Here is a 16,774-nt window from a genome sequence, read left to right as displayed (position 1 = left end):
AATATTATTATGGCTCGGTTAATGAGACAAGTCTCTATTTTTATCCTTTTCTTCTGTTTAATTGGGGTGTGTTACGCTCAAACATTACCTAATTTCACCAATATTAAAGTTGATGATCTTTCTGATGAACAGATTGAAATGCTATTGCAAAGGTCATCCTCTATGGGCTATTCACAGAAGGACCTATTTCTTTTGGCTCAGCAACAGGGCCTATCAATTGCTGAAATTTCCAAATTAAATAATCGTATAGAGAAGATTAAGAGTACTCGTTTTGCTAGTGGTAAAGCAGCACCTGATGAAAGAAGTATTAGACAATCAAATGACTCTTCTAGTTGGTCAGACCCTTTAACATTTAGACATATAAAATCTGATGTTTTTGGGATTGACTTTTTCAAGAATGGCAATAACAAGCTAAGTTTCCAACCCAATGTTAATATACCTACTCCCTCTGATTATACCTTGGGAGCAGGAGACGAAGTATTTATTGACGTTTATGGTAAATCAGAGCAATACTATCAGTCTCAGATCAACTCTGAGGGCAGTATATTACTTGAAAACTTTGGCCCCATATTTCTTTCTGGTTTGACCATTAAAGGGGCTGAAAATAGAATAAAATCAGTCCTATCTGAGCAGTATACTGGATTGAAATCTTCTCAACCAAATACTTTCATTTCTGTTTCTCTAGGTCAAATTCGATCTATTAATGTGAGTGTTGTGGGCGAAGTAACTATACCAGGAACGTATACGGTTAGTGCATTTAGTTCTGTTTTTAATGTACTATTTACTGTTGGAGGAATTTCAGAAACGGGAACTTTAAGAGAAATAAAAGTCGTAAGAAATAATAAGCAGATAGCGACTGTAGATGCTTACAATTACTTGATTAATGGGGTTGATTTAGGGAATGTAAAGCTTCAGAATAATGATGTGATTATTGTAAAGCCTTATACCAATAGAATTGAAATTAGAGGTGCCGTAAAAAGGCCCGCATTTTATGAATTAAAGCCTGATGAGTCATTGGCTGATTTGCTTACGTTCTCTGGAGGTTTTAGTGAGAACGCGTACACAGAGAAAGTAAGTGTCACTAGAAATTTGGATGGCGAAAAAATAGTGGCTGATGTTTTTGAATCGCAATTTGCGCTTTTCAATACCAAATCTGGCGATTCATATAAGGTGGGAGAAGTGTTAGATAGATTTTTAAATCGAGTTCAAATTGAAGGTGCTGTATATCGCCCAGGTAATTATGCCATCACGGAGAATCTTTCTGTTAAGAGTTTGATTGAAAAGGCAGAAGGATTGAGAGGAGATGCCAGTAGAAACAGGGCCGTTATCATCAGATCTAATCCCGATCTAACTACTGAAAATATTGCCTTTAACTTAAAGGACTTGATGAACGGAAACATTAATGACATCGAGTTGCAAAGAGAAGATTTAGTAAAGGTGTTTTCAATTTATGATCTGAGAGAAGAACAATATCTCGAGGTTTCCGGTGAGGTTAATGACCCAGGCGTTTTTCAATACTCAGAGAATTTAACAGTAGAAGATATAATAGCAATGGCTGGTGGTTTTAAAGCCTCTGCTTCTGCTTCAAGGGTTGAAATAACCAGAAGGTTTGGGAATTCTATTGAAGGAAATATTTCAGAAGTATTTGTTGTTGATGCCAATTCAGATTTAGGTATTGGTAGCAATACTTTTGTGTTGAAGCCTTATGATCATATCGTGGTCAGAAAGAGCCCTGATTTTTTCACCCAAAAATTTGTTGAGATTGAAGGACAAGTTATTTATCCGGGACAATATGCTATCAAAAATCAGAATGAAAGAATTTCAAGTTTAGTAGAAAGGGCTGGAGGAATCAATAAATATGCTTATGTATCAGGTGCTACCTTACTTCGCAAAACTGAGTTTAACGAACAGACCACAGACTGGGAACAAAGAATTACGGATTTGGAAGACCTTATGAAACGTTATAACTCTGGTGATTCTTCAATGTCTGAATCGCAACTGGCTTTAGTAAAAAGGGTAAATGATGAACTTCTGGCAGGGAAAAGTAATGAAGCAAACAACTCCAATTTGGCTTCATTTGCAAAGCGTGAACGCTTAAAGGAAATTGTTCAGAGAAACTCCTTATCTGGAGATATTCAAACCAAGGAATCGGACGCGATAGGTATTGACTTAAGAGCTATTTTGGATGACCCTTCTTCAAAAGACAATTTGATTTTAGAAGAAGGAGATGTACTGATCATTCCGAAAGAGCAGGAAACAGTACGATTAAGAGGAAGAGTGTTGTACCCAACAACTGTTTTATTTGATCAACATAAGAACTTAAAGCATTTTGTAAACAAGGCAGGAGGCTTTGACAATCGTGCCAAAAGAAAGGATTCATATGTGATTTACGCCAACGGAAGCGTTGCCAGAACACGCCACTTCCTTTTCTTTAAATCTTATCCTATGGTAGCTCCTGGCTCTGAAATTATTGTGCCTTCCAAAGCACCTAAGATTCCTTTTGCCCCAGGGGAAATTATTGGGATAACTAGTGGCTTGGCTACTTTAGCTTTGCTTATCAGCCAAATTAACTTTTAGCCATGGAAAAGCAGTATATCCCTGAAGAGAAGGTTTCACTGGCGGGCTTAATTAATAACCTAAGACAATGGATAGGTTATTTACTTTCAGTTGGGTTAAAAGTTATTGTAGGGGCTGTATTAATTGGGGGGCTATTCTTTGCCTATCATCAATTTAAAAGCACAAATTACACGGCTGAAACCCGATTTGTATTAGAAAGTGAATCGGGAGGTTTGGGCCAACTGAGCTCTTTGGCTAGTCTGGCGGGGGTTAATATTGGCGGAATGTCAGAAAACAATGTGCTTTTCCAGCTGGATAACATTGTAGAGCTCTATACCTCATATAACATGATGAAGCAGACTCTACTCACTCGGGAAGTTTCAACTCATGGCGATGAACGATTGATTTCTTGGTATGCCAGAGAAAATAAACTTGAAAAGAAGTGGGAGAAATTAGGGATAAACTTTGAAATACCTGAGCAGGAAATGGTGGTTCGCCATGATAGTCTTTTGAAAGAAGTGGTAAAGGATATTAGAGAGAAGAATCTAGTAGTTTCGAAGCCTAATAGAAAGCTGAGTATTTTAAGTGTCATTTACACTTCTAAAGATCAATTGTTTGCAAAGACTTTTAACGAAGTTCTGGTAGAGCATGTTAATGAGTTTTATCTAAAGGCAAAAACACAAAAAACAGGAGAAAACCTAGAAGTCCTCTCACATCAGGCCGATAGTGTTAAAAGGGTTTTAGATGCTTCTTTACAAGCTTTGGCGCTTTTTGAAGAACAGAACCCCAACATGAATCCGCTGCGTTCCAGTAGTAGGCTTCCTAGGGAAAAGATTCAAATTGATATTCAAGCTTCTTCAGTTGTGTATCAAGAAATCGTAAAGAATTTAGAGATCGCTAAAATTGCACACCGAAACAATACTCCCTTAATCCAAATCATCGATTCACCAGTATTACCCTTGGCCGATGACCATATGAAATGGTACAAAGCTTTGGTAATAGGTTTATTTTTAGGAGGCTTCTTAATGGTTGCGTATTTCACTTTGATACGGATATACACTTCATTATTGGAGCAGGAAGATTCTGCGAAACAATAATCAAAAGTTTGAGAAATGATATTCAAGTCATTATCAAAACTTCTGAAAAGCGTTTCATTTGCCAATTTTTTTCATCTTTCATTAAATCAGGGAGTCAATGTTATTGTCGCGCTGTTGGCGAATCCCATTCTTTACCAGCGTTTGGGTGAGGATGAGTATGGGCTTGTAAGCTTGGCATTGTCTATTGTAATGCTGCTTAGCATTATCGTGAATTATGGGTTTCATCTGAATGGGCCCAAACAACTCGCTTTGATAACAAGTGATATTTCGGGTCAATCTCGCCTAACCAATGAGATCGTAGTCACAAAAGTACTATTGGCTACTATTTTGGCTGTAGGAATGCTTGTTTTTACCTATTTGTTTGGCCTCTTTCCCAACTATTCAACCATTTTAATTTTTTCGCTTGTGGTTTTGTTGGCAGAAGCCGTTTACCCAATTTTTATTCTACAGGGCTTCGATCGTCTATCATGGCTTTCTTTAGCCAATGGTATTTCCAAACTGGGTTATTTGGTTTTGATCTATCTTTTCGTGCAGTCATACGAAGATGCCCCTTTTGTCAATTTTGCTTTTGGGGGTTCCACACTGCTTGTCAATTTACTACTCCTTATATATGTATACCGAAAACTGAAGCTCAAATTCTATTGGGTTAAACTGAAGCAAATCAAAGAGCGAATAATTGAAAATTTTCAGTTTTTTCTCTCCACCATTGCTGGGCATATTTCAGTACATGGAGGTTTAATTATACTAACAAATTTTGTTTCTGACATTGAGTTGAGCCGATACGCCTTAGCGCAAAGAGTGGCTTTTTTGCTCAGAATGATACCGGTTTTCTTAACGCAGTCCATCTTGCAAAATGCTTCGCGGCTATTTGAGAAAGACAAAAAAGCTTTTGAATCCTATTTAAAACGGGCCTATTGGGGAGGTTTGTCTATTACTTTTTTGGTAGGCTTGGTTTTTTCAATCGGTTCTTCTTGGGTTATTAGAATTGTAGGGGGAGAGTTTGTGGATTATAGTGCTAACGTACTTAGGTTACTCTCTTTTATTCCTTTTTTGGGCATGCTGAATGTGGTGAACATGATCAAAATTCTAGTTGCGGAATATAAAGATGTGTTGGCCAAGGCCACTTGGGTTTCCGCAGTGGTGATGCTGATATTCAGCATTGTGGGCTGTTATTATTGGGGAGGTTACGGATTGGCCATTTCCTTAATGATTTCCGAAGTGTTTAGCTTTACTATCCATTACATACTGATAAAAAGAAAACCAGCCTTATAAGCTGGTTCTCCTATTCTAAATTTTTCTAATCAGCTATTTTTCAATAAGCATTCGCTTTGTTTCTTTTAGTTCTCCATTCGTGAAGTAGCGTACAAAATATACTCCTTTTTGAAGATCCTCGGTATTTAACTCCAATGAGTTATTGCCTTGGAGATTGATGTTTTTCACGGTTTCTCCATTTAAATTTACAATTTGAATATAGGACGCAGTCGCATTGTTTTGCCCCTTGCTGAAAGAAATTTTGGTCGAAGTTTTGGAAGGGTTAGGGTAAATTACCATTTGTTCATCTTCCAATTGCATTAGGCCTTTAACTTCAGGGTTTTCTGATAGTTTTGCTTTTAGTTCACCCAATTCTGACTGAAGTATATCTATAGTTTGCTTTTGATCTTGCACAGCTCTAATGAGCAAAGGAATCATTTCTTGATAGTTGACACTCAGGCTTTTCTCTTCAGATCCAGAAACTAGATTTGGGAATACCTCAGCTATCTCTTGGGCCATTACCCCAAAGTGTGTTCTGTCGTCTTGCCTCTCTTTGTATTTGTATTCATAAGTTTTTAAAGAATATAATCCTTGATAGCTCTGTACATCAGGTCTAATGTCCTCTTTCAGCCTTCTGTCACTCGATGTATAATAGCCTCCCGCTCGCATGCTTCCTGCAACATCTAGAGAGTATGCGTAATCGGGTGTTGATGTGTTTATACCAACATTAGCATACGCAGAGTTACCTGGGTTACGTTTTACAATAAGGTAGTTGCCATTTAGATTATTATAGCCGCCTACTCTAAGGGGGTCATAGGCTGCTGAGATCAGCACACCATTTCCAGATGTATTCGTGTTCTCAAAAACTGCTGTAGCATCTGTATTGCTAGCCTGAGCGTAGAGTAGTTTTGTAGTGAACGGAGCAGTTCCTAATCGAAGATTTCCTGTTGAGAAATTGTTAGTGTATAAGTTCCATTGGGCATGAGCACTGAAATATGATAAGAAGGTAAATAACGAGAAAAGTAAAAATCGTTTCATATTATTTGATTTTAAAAGTAAAACATAATATAAATATAGTAATGCTGATTGTTTGGTTAATTAATTTAATTATTTAGGTGTGAAATTCGTGTATTTAATTTTCGTTCATTTTCTTTATGGGTTATGGCTTATAAATATGTTAGCTTTGTCATTTGACTAGAATGCCTTCTTAAAGATTCTTATGGAGAATGTTGCCATAGTTTTGTTGAACTGGAATGGTTATGAACTGACTAAGGCATGTTTAGCTAGCCTTTCTCAAACGGATTATCTTCACATAAATATTTATTTGGTTGACAATGCCTCTGCAGACGGGTCGGGCCCAGTTTTAAAAAAGGAATTTGGAGACAAGGTTCACTTCATTCAGAATAAGGATAATCTAGGTTTTGCTGGAGGGAACAATGTTGCTGTTAACCAAGCATTGCAGGATGGCAATGAATTCATAATGCTTCTCAATAACGATACAGAAGTTGATCCAGGTTTTGTTTTGCCATTGGTGAATTCTTTAAAGTCCGATGCTACATTAGGGGCAGTTCAACCCCTGATTTTGGACTTGAACCACAAAGAGTTAGTATGGAATGCAGGAGGAAGGACCAATCGGTTTTTAGGTGTGTCAAAAACCAAGTTTGAAGGTGATGCGCTGGCCAATGTTTCATCCAAAATTGTTAAGGAGACGGATTGGATTACGGGCTGTTGTATAATGCTGCGTGCTTCTGTAATAAAAAAAGTGGGCTTACTTGACGAAAAGTTTTTTGCTTATCACGAAGATGTTGACTGGTCAATTAGAATTAGAAAGGCAGGTTTTCAGTTGGCTTTAGTTAAAGAAAGTATAGTATACCATATGTCCATGGCTTCGTTGAAAAGTAGCGACAAGGGTAAGGAAGGGTACCTGTCTCCCTTTATGCATTATTTGAATGTCCGAAATCATTTGTATCTTCTTCGTAAACATTCGGATTTTTTTAATCCCATCGGGCCATGGTTAAATCAGTTTTTTAAATTTATCGGCTATATGGGCTATTTTTTGATAAGGAGAAGATTTACCAAGTTAAAGGCAGTATTGAGAGGTTTTAGAGATGGATTAACTCAATGATGGCATTACTGGCAATATTGCTCTTGGCGGCATATGGTGCCTTTTACATCTTTATTATGATGCAAATAAGTAAAGGCTATTACCATTATTTGCTGTTGTATTTTGCTGCTTTTTTACCTGTTTATATCGTTTTTCTAGCCTTTGTTTTTGATCACACAGAATCTGAGATTCTGATAAAGCTGATCCAGTATTCAAAAGAGATTTTGGTGCTTTACGGGCTCACGCTTTGGGTATTTGGGCAAAAGGCCAATCCTTTAGCTAAAGGTTACCGTTTTTCCAGCTTAGATTGGGCTTTTATTCTTTTTGGAGTTCTTTCATTTAGTTATATGTTACTTCCTTTGGGAGAAGCCGCCTTTATGGCTAAAGCCACCTATTTCAAGAATATTTTGCTTTTGATATTAGCCTATTTTTTTGGCAGGCGTGTCGCTTTATCTTCTGAACAATGGAAGAACATCTTCAATGTCATCTTTGTAATTACAGTATTGGCCTTTATAGTTGTAATAGGTGAAAAGCTATTTGGCAAGCATTTCCATTCCGTAATAGGCTACGCAAAATATAATCAAGCCATTCATGATATTGAACCCGCTGGCAATTATGGTTTGAAATGGACTTTTGAAGCTCAAGGTGGGCAACCCAGGTACGGATCTTTTTTTGCTAATCCACTTGAGTTTGCAGCTTCCATGCTGATTGTTTTTTCCGCTTCGCTAATTTTTCTTCTTTCTATGAAGTTCAATGCCAATCGAGCTAAATATCTATTGCTTCTTTTCTTTACCTTTTGTTGTGTATTGCTGGCTTATTCTAGGGCAACCATGGTGACTTTTATGATGGTGCTGGTTTTTATGGCCTTTATGCTCAAATATTATAAGCTTTTGAAAGCTGTGGCAGTTGTAATAGTTTGTTTGGGTTTCTACGTTTGGTTTCTGGCCCCTGACGATATGCGATATTTTGTGGAAGATACGCTCTCCTTTCAGAATTCATCGAGCATTACTCACCTGATTGAGTGGGCAGAAGGGGTCGATAGCATGATTCAGAACCCTCAGGGTATTGGGTTGGCCATGAGTGGGAATGCCGGAGGGGTTGAAGATGAGTTGAAGGTTGGAGGAGAAAATCAGTTTTTGATTTTTGGGGTTCAACTGGGAGTCTTTGGTATGTTGCTTTACATCATAATGATTTTCTTAGGGATAAGAGACAGTTGGAGAGCCTTTAGGTTGGCAGAAAATAGACAAGAACAAATTGTGCCTTTTGTTGCTGCTTCAGTAAAATTCGGCTTATTATTGCCATTATTTACCGCAAATGCTGAAACATATTTATATGTTTCGCTAGTTTCTTGGTGGATGGTGGGTTATAGCGAAACCCAATATCATAAACTGAAATACAATGCATTTGCAAAAGGGCTGTCGGCAAAAGCGACATTGGAAGCAGATATCTAGAATTATTAGCGTTACGTGCGTACTACCAAAAAGTATACTTTTAAAGAAACTTTAGCCATTCTTACACAGTACTGGGTTAGCCGTATTTCATTGTTTTATTTTAAGAGAATTAGTAAGCGTAAGATTACACTCATACGCAAGCAAGGCATTGGTGATCATATTTTTAGTACTGGGGTTCTTTACAGATTTATGGAACTTCATCCTCAAACGGAGGTGAATGTTGTAGTGGCCCATGCCGAAGTTTACGATTTTAAAACCAAAGATAAATTTTCCATTCTCGACTTTCCTTTGGTTTGGGTAATGTATGAGCATTATGACTTCTCCTTCTTGAGAAAAGAGGATAAGCGAATTCCTAAAATTATGGCTGATTTTTTGGGCCTTCCCCAGAATCTGGATTATGCTTATCAATTGCCTTCCCAAGCTATTAATGAAATTGATACTTCGAAACCTTACATGGTTATTCAACCACAAGCGGGAGGTTGGAACTCAGACAGAAATTGGCAACAAGAACGATGGAATAAACTACTTTCATTGCTTAAAAATGAAGATATTCCCGTTTTTCAAATTGGGGTTGAAACCGATCCTTTGGTTGAAGGATCGGTTGATTTTAGAGGCAGACTTAGTTTAAAGCAAAGCTTTGAATTGATAAAACAGGCTAGACTTTTTGTGGGGGTAAATTCTTTTGGAGAACAGGCAGCTTCAGCATTCAATATTCCATCCTTAATTCTTTATGGCCCAACCAATCCCCTCTATTCACTGAATGTGAACCAATCTGCTATTTTCGCCAATAAGGCAATGTCGTTTGAGGAAGTAGCTGATCTTGATTATGATTTTCCAGCCACAACGGAAATTGATGTAGACTTGGTAAGGAATCAAATTTTAAAACTATGGAGAGCTCAAAAGCCAGGTGATTTATGAGAATCCTTCAAGTCCATAATAAATATAAAAAACGAGGAGGGGAAGAAACCGTAGTCGAAGAAGAACGAAAGCTGCTCGAGTCCAACGGCCATGAAGTGGTACAATATTTAAAGGATAGTACGGACTTAGAAGCTTATTCCAAACTTGAGTTGGCTAAGTTGATGCTAAGCCAGAGATATTCAAGAAAGAGTGCTGAGGAGATTAGACAAATCATTGAGAAGGTAAAGCCAGATATTTGTCATGTACATAATGTTTTTCCAATCATTACACCGGCCGTTTACCAAGTTTGTAAGGACTTGGAGGTTCCTGTAGTGCAAACTCTCCATAACTATAAGCTTTTGTGTACTAACTCTCTTTTGTTCAGAGAAGGTGAAGTCTGCGAGAATTGTGTGGGTAAATCTCTTCTCAATTCAATCCGATATAAGTGCTACAGAAACTCATTCCTGACCACAGCCATAACAGCAGATGCGCTTCAATACCATAGAAATCATAGAACTTGGACGGAAGACATTGACCGGTATGTTTGCCTCACGGATTTTCATAAACAGAAGATTTTGGATGGGGGTATTCTACCAGAAAAGATTACTGTGAAGCCGAATTTTCTAGAACCTTTGTCTCTTGAGATTTCTTATGGCCAAGATATTCTGTTCGTAGGAAGGCTGGATGATTCTAAAGGATTACAAGATTTACTTTTTGCCATTAGAGAATGCCCAAATATAAAATTCACCTTGATAGGGGAGTCGGACAACCCAAGTATTTTCGAAGCTTTTAAAAATGCAAATTATTTAGGTCCGCAATCGAGGGAAATTGTTCTTGAAAAAATGGCAACTTGCAGAGCGGTTTTGTTTCCTTCAAAATATTATGAAGGAATGCCTATGGTTATTCTGGAAGCCTTTTCTATGAAAAAAGCAGTGATTGCAAGGAATGTTGGGGCTATGTCCAGTATGATAAATAATGGAGTGAATGGTCTCTCTTATCAGAGCCGATCAGAGTTAATTCTCGGTCTTAATGCTCTGGATAATGAAGCTTTGGCGAAATCCTTGGGAGAAGGAGCTTTTAAAGATTTTGAAATTAACTACACAAAGGAAACAGGTTATACAAATCTGATCGGTTTGTATACTTCAGTTATAGAAGAAAAGAATGGAATTCGAAAAATATAGATTGTTTCTTCCCCAATATGCCAATGTTGATTACCAAAAGGCAACGGATATAATCATTGAAAGGGCAGCTAAGCATGAAAGTTTTGGAGTTTCAGCGTTGGCGGTTCATGGTTTAATGACCAGCCTTACTGATCGTAATTTGGGTTCTGTAATTGATAATATTGATTTGATTGTTCCTGATGGCCAGCCAGTACGCTGGGCGTTGAACAGCTTCTACAAACTAGACATGAAGGATAGGGTTTACGGTCCTCAACTTACATTAGAAGTACTCAGGGCTGCCAATCAAAAAGGGTTAGGGGTTTATTTGTATGGAAGTAATCAGAACACATCAGATCGTTTCAAAAACTTCATTGAATCAGAATTCCCAAACATAAAAATTTCAGGCCAACACATCGATAGATTCAGAGAAGCTACGCTCGAAGAAGATGAAATGGATATCCTGAAAATTAATAGTTCAGGTGCTCATATTGTTCTTGTAGGTAGGGGCTGTCCCCGACAAGAATTTTGGGTGGCTCAACATAAAGGAAGTGTGAAAGCTGTAATGATGGCAGTAGGTGCCGCATTCGATTTCCATGCTGGAACTTTAAAACAAGCGCCAGCATGGATGCAAAATAATGGCCTTGAATGGTTGTTCAGATTATCGGTAGAGCCCAAAAGACTTTGGAAACGATACCTCTTTACAAACAGTCATTTTGTTTTAAGATTTTTCAAACACAAGCTTTTGCTTAGAAAGCCTTATTAAGGCTTGTTTTTATTTGAACAGATAAGCTACTTTCAATTCCACATGTAAATTACCTACATCGGTACCATTTGCATAGTAAGGCTTGTTATTGGGGTTATTAAATAATTCCCACTGATAATTGAGCGCCCTAGTATAAAATACGTTGCTACTTACCATTAAATGGGGAAGTTTGAAATCAGCAAAAACATGGAAATTATAATCAACCCAGTATCTTCTCCAATCTTTTATTTCTTCAAAAGCAAATCGAAAAAAATCGTTGTTATGAGCGAGCCTTTCTACTGCACCACCTATTCTCGTAGTATTTCTAGTCCATGCCACACTTAAATAATGCACGTTGCTACCTGGCCCAATGCTGGCTCCCATTACTTCTCCATTATTTGTGAAGCCTTGTCGAACCTGATAGTGTATATACCAGCTTAAAGCATTCCTAAATACCCTACCCGCAGTTTGTTCCAATTGAGTCCATTCCCAATTAACCTGAAAGTAAGAATTGGAAGATGGGGTAGTGAATAGTTTGTTGATTCCAATAGTTGAAGCTCGGGAATGGTTACTGTCTAGAATTAAATCTCTAAAATTAAAAGAAGCATCATTTCTATGAAACTCTCCATATATTTCTGCCTTCGCCTCTGGCCATCTCCATCTAAAAAATACTCCTGCCGCCTGATCCCTTTGATTTTCATCAAGAGTGCCATACTCATCATTTTTTCTGAACAGGTTAGAAAATACTGGCATATAATCATTATGGAGTTTGGCGAACTCAGAATATATTTGAACCCATCTAGTAGCGCCCACGGATAGACCAGGAATCCATTTGGGAGAATAGCTAAACGTGAATCCCTGGAAGTACCTCCAATCTTCATTTTTAGGGATATATATTCGTGCGGTACCTTGTGTTCGGGCAGTGTCTGGTGGGTAGTATCCAGAAGACTCGAGTTTTCCAGAAACTAATTGCCATTCAAAATGTCCGATGGCGGATTTTATTGGTTTAGTGGTGTTAAAGGTAATGTGTTCAAAAGCTTGAGCATTATTGCTCATCATTATACTATTTCTGATTGCAGGCCCCCACCAAATGTTTTCTGTGCTTAGACCTAAGGATAACCCCCATTTATTTAGTCTGATACTTGACTGACCTGAAAGAACTTTTTTGTAAGCCCCATCTCCATATCTTTCTGGCTGATCAATTCTATTGAACCAAACATACCGTTCTGCCCATTTACGATCATCAAACGATTCTGGAAATCCTGGATAATCTTTATTCTGGGCATAAACAACTTCAGGTTTTAACTGTAAACTTAATGGTCCGATTTCAGCGTAGACCCCGGCTGATACTAAGGTTTGTGCTCCTTTAGAACGAATCATGGCACCATCATTTCTACTATAAGGGTGATGGCTGTCGAAAGTAAAGTTCACTTCTGCTGGTAATAATTTTACTCTGCCTTTGTCTTTCCAGAATGTAGCTACCGTGGGCGCATATTCCTCAAAATTAAAAATGGTACTATCAACGTAGATACCGTTTTTGCCTAAAATCAATGGGCGAATATTAAATGAATAGGCCGAGTCTAACTTCCCTAAGAGCTGCTGTCTTCTCAGATAGTCTTGAGCATAAGAGGATCCCATGGGAACACTTTGCGCAAATGAGAAATTAAAAGGTAATAGTAAGAAAAGGATTATAAATAGCCTGTTACGCATTTATCGAATAGTTAGCGTTCTAATTTCCAAATTATCCAAGGACCAGCTTTCGTCACATTTTGGGTCGGGTGAATTGGTTTGATATAGCTGATCAAAAAAATCTAAAACTAAAGCTTTGTCTTTATGATGAATAGTCTTATTTATTTTATAAATGGATGTTCCCCTATTATCCGATTTGTAGTGGCAAAGACCAGGGCCAAAGGATGAAGCTCCCTTTTTTGGCCTTGCTTTAAAAGGAAATGGGTTGGGAAAGGATTGCCATAGACAAAAATAGTTGTCACAATAACCATTAGAAAAGGAATATTCTAGTCTATATTTTGAAGCTTCTGTTTCAGGGAAGTCTTTATTCAAGGCCATAATCCACAAATCGGGTAAATCTGGTTCTAATCCATTAGAATTCCCATCCCATGAATCGTGAATAAGAAGATCAAATGAGATGTTCAGGTAATTATGATCAGGAAGATCATTTAGGTGTAATGTAAACCCGTCATTATTGAAATTCCCAAGTACTTTGCTGTTTCTATAAGTTATTGTTCTGCCATTATCAATTTGATCTAAAGACTCATTTTCAAAATCATTAGAGTAGACAATATAGTCCGCAACCAATTCATCATTAAAGCACCCAGTAGATAAAAATATAATGAATAGAGTGAAAAGTAACTTATAGTGTTTCATTTACCTGTTTTTAGCAGCCTTTAAACGGTAATTACAAACATAGCAAGATTAAAAGGTTATGAGTCTATTTGTATATGAAATTAAATTAGGCGTTTATGGTATCAAGGCCTATTCTTTCGATGCGTATCTTTACCCAAAGTGTAAATTATGAGGTCAACAATTTTTTTGAGCGCCATTTTTCTTTTTTTGAGCATAACCAGTTTGTTTGGCCAAGAATATAATGAGTATTTAAAGGACACTTTGTTTGCAGAAGTTGGTTTCGGCTCAATAATATCATCTCAAAACTCTTTTGCTCCCCATTATTTACAAAATAACCAGTTCGGAGAGGTTGATGTAAATGATCAACTTTTTTTAAGAGGGAGGGTTTTTTATAAGCGCAGCATTAGTCCGAAGTGGACTTTTAAAACGGGTTTTGATTTCAGAAACAAAATTATCTCACAAGGATATGTCTCTGCGGCCTTCAATGATTTGGAGCTAGCAGTGGGTAGAATTAAGAAGTCTAGAGGAGGTCTCAATACAGGGTTGTCCTCAGGCTCGTTGGCATTGAGTAAAAATGCGCTTCCTGTACCTATGGTTGAACTAAGCCTTAAAAATTACCAGAATGTGCCTTTTACGCGTGGGTTTTTTAAGGTCAAGGGATTTATAAGCCAAGGAAAACTAGAGAAGAATAGATATATATCTGGGGCGTATTTACATGGAAAGGGTATTCATGGAATGGTTGATTTGAGTAAACTTTTAGGCCTACAAATGTCTTCCGGTATAATCCATTATGCACAGTATGGTGGCGTTTCCCCACAAGGGGATAGACAACCAAGCGATTTCGCTGATTTTTTAAGGGTTTTAAAAGGACAAGGTATCCCTAATCCAAGAGGCACCTCGGAAGGTGAAAGTAATGGATTGGGCAATCATTTGGGTATTACAGAATTCACTCTTAGAAAGACACTTGGAGAGCATTCTTTAAGTCTGAATTTTCAAAAGCAATTTGAGGATAAAGGAAGCATGCAGTATATAAGTTTTAAAGACTTCCTGTTAGGTCTTTATTGGGAACTTCCTGAGCATTCAAAAATTCTTAAGGCTGTACATTTCGAAGTACTGCAGTCAAAATGGCAAAGCGGCAAGGGCTTACCAGATCCAACTGACGAAGTTCAAACAAGAGATGATAATAAAGGGTTTGAATTCGGGGAAAGAGATGATTATTATAATAATTGGTTATACCGCTCAGGGTGGACATACCGTGGCCTAGTTATGGGAAATCCACTTTTTTTGACCTATGATTTTACCCGAAATTTTTTGCAACCTTATCCCGATTATGGTGTGTCTATAGCTAATAACAGGGTTTCGGCATTTCATTTAGGTGTTGACGCTATGTTTGGCTCTAAGATTAAATTTAAGTCTTTGGTTACCTATTCAAAAAACTATGGAACTTATGCAGGGCTTTATGAGGGTAGATTTAAATGGGCGGGTATAGAAACTGACCCTAATTTTGAATACGTATATCTTCCAAATAGGAATCAACTATATTCTGCAATCGAATTTACCTGTTTTGAGATACTTGGAATCGAAGACCTTAGCTTAAATGCTATATTTGCTGTAGATAGTGGTCAATTGTATAATGCTAAGGGAATGCAGATTTCTGTTTCCTATGCGTTGTCAAATTATTAATTTGTTAGAAACTCCTTAATAACCATGGCAAGGATTTCTATATTTGAATGAATTTAATTTTTTGTTGCTTTAGTGATATAAATGGACGGTAATTGGTGAAAAAAAGGTTTAATAAATACTTCCCCTTTTTATTTATCTCTGGTGAGGTTGTGGTTCTTTCCATCATATTTTTTTGTGCCCATATGGTTGCGGAAGGAGCTGTCTATTTAGAACAACCTTATACCTTGCTTTTCTTAGTTTATATTTCAATTTGGCCTATTGTATCGTATTTTAATAAGGACTATAAAATTGGTAGAGCAGTAAGCTATTACAATACTTTTCGTAAAGCGTTTATCAGTGTATTTGTCTTTGTAGCGCTTATCTCAATGTTTTGGCTATTTGCTGAAATGGAAGAGCTCAAAAGACATTTCTTTATAACATTGATTCTTTTACTCTTTGTCTGGTTAACCATTTACAGGGTTTCTGTTCATTTAGTACTTGATAAATATAGAGCCTTTGGAGGCAACGTTAGGTATGCTGTTATTTTGGGGGATGATAAGTTGGGAAAAAAGCTTTATGATACTCTAAAAAGGAAAAGCCATTATGGAATTAGATGCCTAGGGTTTTATGGTAATGAAGAAGGAGATCACGAGTGGTATCCAAAGCTGGGAGAATATTCTGATTTTCAAGAGGAAAACCTTTTAGATATAGATCATATATATGTTAGCGAAAAAGTGCCACAAAATATTCTCGAAAGAGCAGTAAGAATTGGTGATTCAAGTCTAAAAAAGGTTAAACTCCTTCCAGAATTTAAAACTGAAGCAATTAAAACTTTTGTTCTTAGAAGGTATGATGCTATTCCGATTATTGATATCAATAATCTTCCTTTGGATCATCAAACGAACAGAATGGTAAAAAGAGCTTTTGATTTGCTGTTCTCTTCGTTCGTTATTCTAGCTTTCTTAAGCTGGATGATTCCTCTTTTCGGTATACTAATAAAGTTTGAGTCCAGAGGTCCTGTATTTTTTAAACAGCTGCGTCATGGCAAGAACAACACTCCATTCTACTGCTATAAATTCAGGACTATGGTGTTGAATGAAGAGGCGGACAGAAAATGGGCTTCAGAGAATGACCCACGAGTGACTAAAATTGGAGCCTTTTTAAGAAGAACTAGTTTGGATGAATTCCCTCAATTTGTGAATGTATTCTTAGGGTCAATGTCGATTGTTGGGCCAAGACCACATCCTATAACATTAAATGAGGTGTATGAAACTCAGGTAGAGAAATTCGCAAAACGTCATGCTTCAAAACCAGGGGTTACAGGATTGGCACAAGCAATGGGCTACCGAGGAGAAATTCGAGAGTTACATCATATGAGTTCGAGAGTACGCCTAGATAGATTTTACCTCCAAAATTGGACATTCTTTCTTGATATTAAGATTATTGTATTAACTGTTTTTTCAGTAGGGAAGGGAAAGAATGCCTATTAA

13 protein-coding genes are annotated in these 16,774 nt (G+C 37.3%); 10 read left to right on the top strand and 3 right to left on the bottom strand.

From position 1 onward, the window contains the following. Positions 1 to 9: 9 nt before the first annotated feature. Genes ACXACJ_RS18275 through ACXACJ_RS18265 form a run of 3 tightly spaced genes read left to right on the top strand, consistent with a single transcriptional unit; the run spans position 10 to position 4,925 of the window. The gene (locus ACXACJ_RS18275) at positions 10 to 2,577 is read left to right on the top strand and encodes an SLBB domain-containing protein (protein WP_475135858.1); all 2,568 of its coding nucleotides are present in this window, start codon (positions 10 to 12) and stop codon (positions 2,575 to 2,577) included. A 2-nt stretch (positions 2,578 to 2,579) separates the two neighbouring features. Then, on the top strand, positions 2,580 to 3,653 hold the full coding sequence (locus ACXACJ_RS18270) for an exopolysaccharide biosynthesis protein (RefSeq protein ID WP_475135857.1): 1,074 nt from the start codon (positions 2,580 to 2,582) through the stop codon (positions 3,651 to 3,653). A gap of 15 nt (positions 3,654 to 3,668) precedes the next feature. Beyond that, positions 3,669 to 4,925 carry an oligosaccharide flippase family protein gene (locus tag ACXACJ_RS18265; protein WP_475135856.1) on the top strand — a complete coding sequence of 419 codons (1,257 nt, stop codon included), beginning with the start codon at positions 3,669 to 3,671 and terminating at the stop codon, positions 4,923 to 4,925. 33 nt (positions 4,926 to 4,958) lie between these two features. On the opposite strand, the gene ACXACJ_RS18260 is transcribed toward ACXACJ_RS18265, so the two are convergent. Beyond that, a complete protein-coding gene (locus ACXACJ_RS18260) occupies positions 4,959 to 5,942 on the bottom strand; it encodes a tail fiber domain-containing protein (protein ID WP_475135855.1) in 984 nt (327 codons plus the stop codon). 181 nt (positions 5,943 to 6,123) lie between these two features. On the opposite strand from ACXACJ_RS18260, the gene ACXACJ_RS18255 reads away from it, so the two are divergent. From ACXACJ_RS18255 to ACXACJ_RS18235, 5 genes are read left to right on the top strand one after another with little or no spacing between them, the layout of a single operon-like run. Further along, positions 6,124 to 7,029: a glycosyltransferase family 2 protein gene (locus ACXACJ_RS18255; protein ID WP_475135854.1), complete on the top strand. Its 906-nt coding sequence runs from the start codon at positions 6,124 to 6,126 to the stop codon at positions 7,027 to 7,029. Further along, positions 7,026 to 8,459: an O-antigen ligase family protein gene (locus tag ACXACJ_RS18250; protein ID WP_475135853.1), complete on the top strand. Its 1,434-nt coding sequence runs from the start codon at positions 7,026 to 7,028 to the stop codon at positions 8,457 to 8,459. The genes ACXACJ_RS18255 and ACXACJ_RS18250 overlap by 4 nt, the downstream gene beginning before the upstream one ends. Before the next feature lie 15 nt (positions 8,460 to 8,474). Then, complete coding sequence (locus ACXACJ_RS18245) at positions 8,475 to 9,377, top strand: glycosyltransferase family 9 protein (RefSeq protein WP_475135852.1); 903 nt, start codon at positions 8,475 to 8,477, stop codon at positions 9,375 to 9,377. Then, positions 9,374 to 10,537 carry a glycosyltransferase family 4 protein gene (locus ACXACJ_RS18240; RefSeq protein ID WP_475135851.1) on the top strand — a complete coding sequence of 388 codons (1,164 nt, stop codon included), beginning with the start codon at positions 9,374 to 9,376 and terminating at the stop codon, positions 10,535 to 10,537. The genes ACXACJ_RS18245 and ACXACJ_RS18240 overlap by 4 nt, the downstream gene beginning before the upstream one ends. After that, positions 10,518 to 11,279, top strand: a complete 762-nt coding sequence (locus ACXACJ_RS18235) for a WecB/TagA/CpsF family glycosyltransferase (protein WP_475135850.1) — start codon at positions 10,518 to 10,520, stop codon at positions 11,277 to 11,279. The genes ACXACJ_RS18240 and ACXACJ_RS18235 overlap by 20 nt, the downstream gene beginning before the upstream one ends. Positions 11,280 to 11,288: 9 nt before the next feature. On the opposite strand, the gene ACXACJ_RS18230 is transcribed toward ACXACJ_RS18235, so the two are convergent. Beyond that, on the bottom strand, positions 11,289 to 12,896 hold the full coding sequence (locus tag ACXACJ_RS18230; protein WP_475135849.1) for a capsule assembly Wzi family protein: 1,608 nt from the start codon (positions 12,894 to 12,896) through the stop codon (positions 11,289 to 11,291). A gap of 72 nt (positions 12,897 to 12,968) precedes the next feature. Next, positions 12,969 to 13,643, bottom strand: coding sequence for a hypothetical protein (locus ACXACJ_RS18225; protein ID WP_475135848.1), 675 nt, complete (start codon positions 13,641 to 13,643; stop codon positions 12,969 to 12,971). A 147-nt stretch (positions 13,644 to 13,790) separates the two neighbouring features. Between ACXACJ_RS18225 and ACXACJ_RS18220 the strand changes: the two genes are divergently transcribed. After that, positions 13,791 to 15,305 (top strand): capsule assembly Wzi family protein, encoded by a 1,515-nt coding sequence (locus tag ACXACJ_RS18220; RefSeq protein WP_475135847.1) that lies wholly within the window; start codon positions 13,791 to 13,793, stop codon positions 15,303 to 15,305. A gap of 95 nt (positions 15,306 to 15,400) precedes the next feature. After that, positions 15,401 to 16,774: an exopolysaccharide biosynthesis polyprenyl glycosylphosphotransferase gene (locus tag ACXACJ_RS18215; protein WP_475135846.1), complete on the top strand. Its 1,374-nt coding sequence runs from the start codon at positions 15,401 to 15,403 to the stop codon at positions 16,772 to 16,774.

It is taken from the genome of Roseivirga sp. AWQ4_251, assembly GCF_056158225.1.
This window is presented reverse-complemented; position numbering and strand designations above follow the sequence as displayed.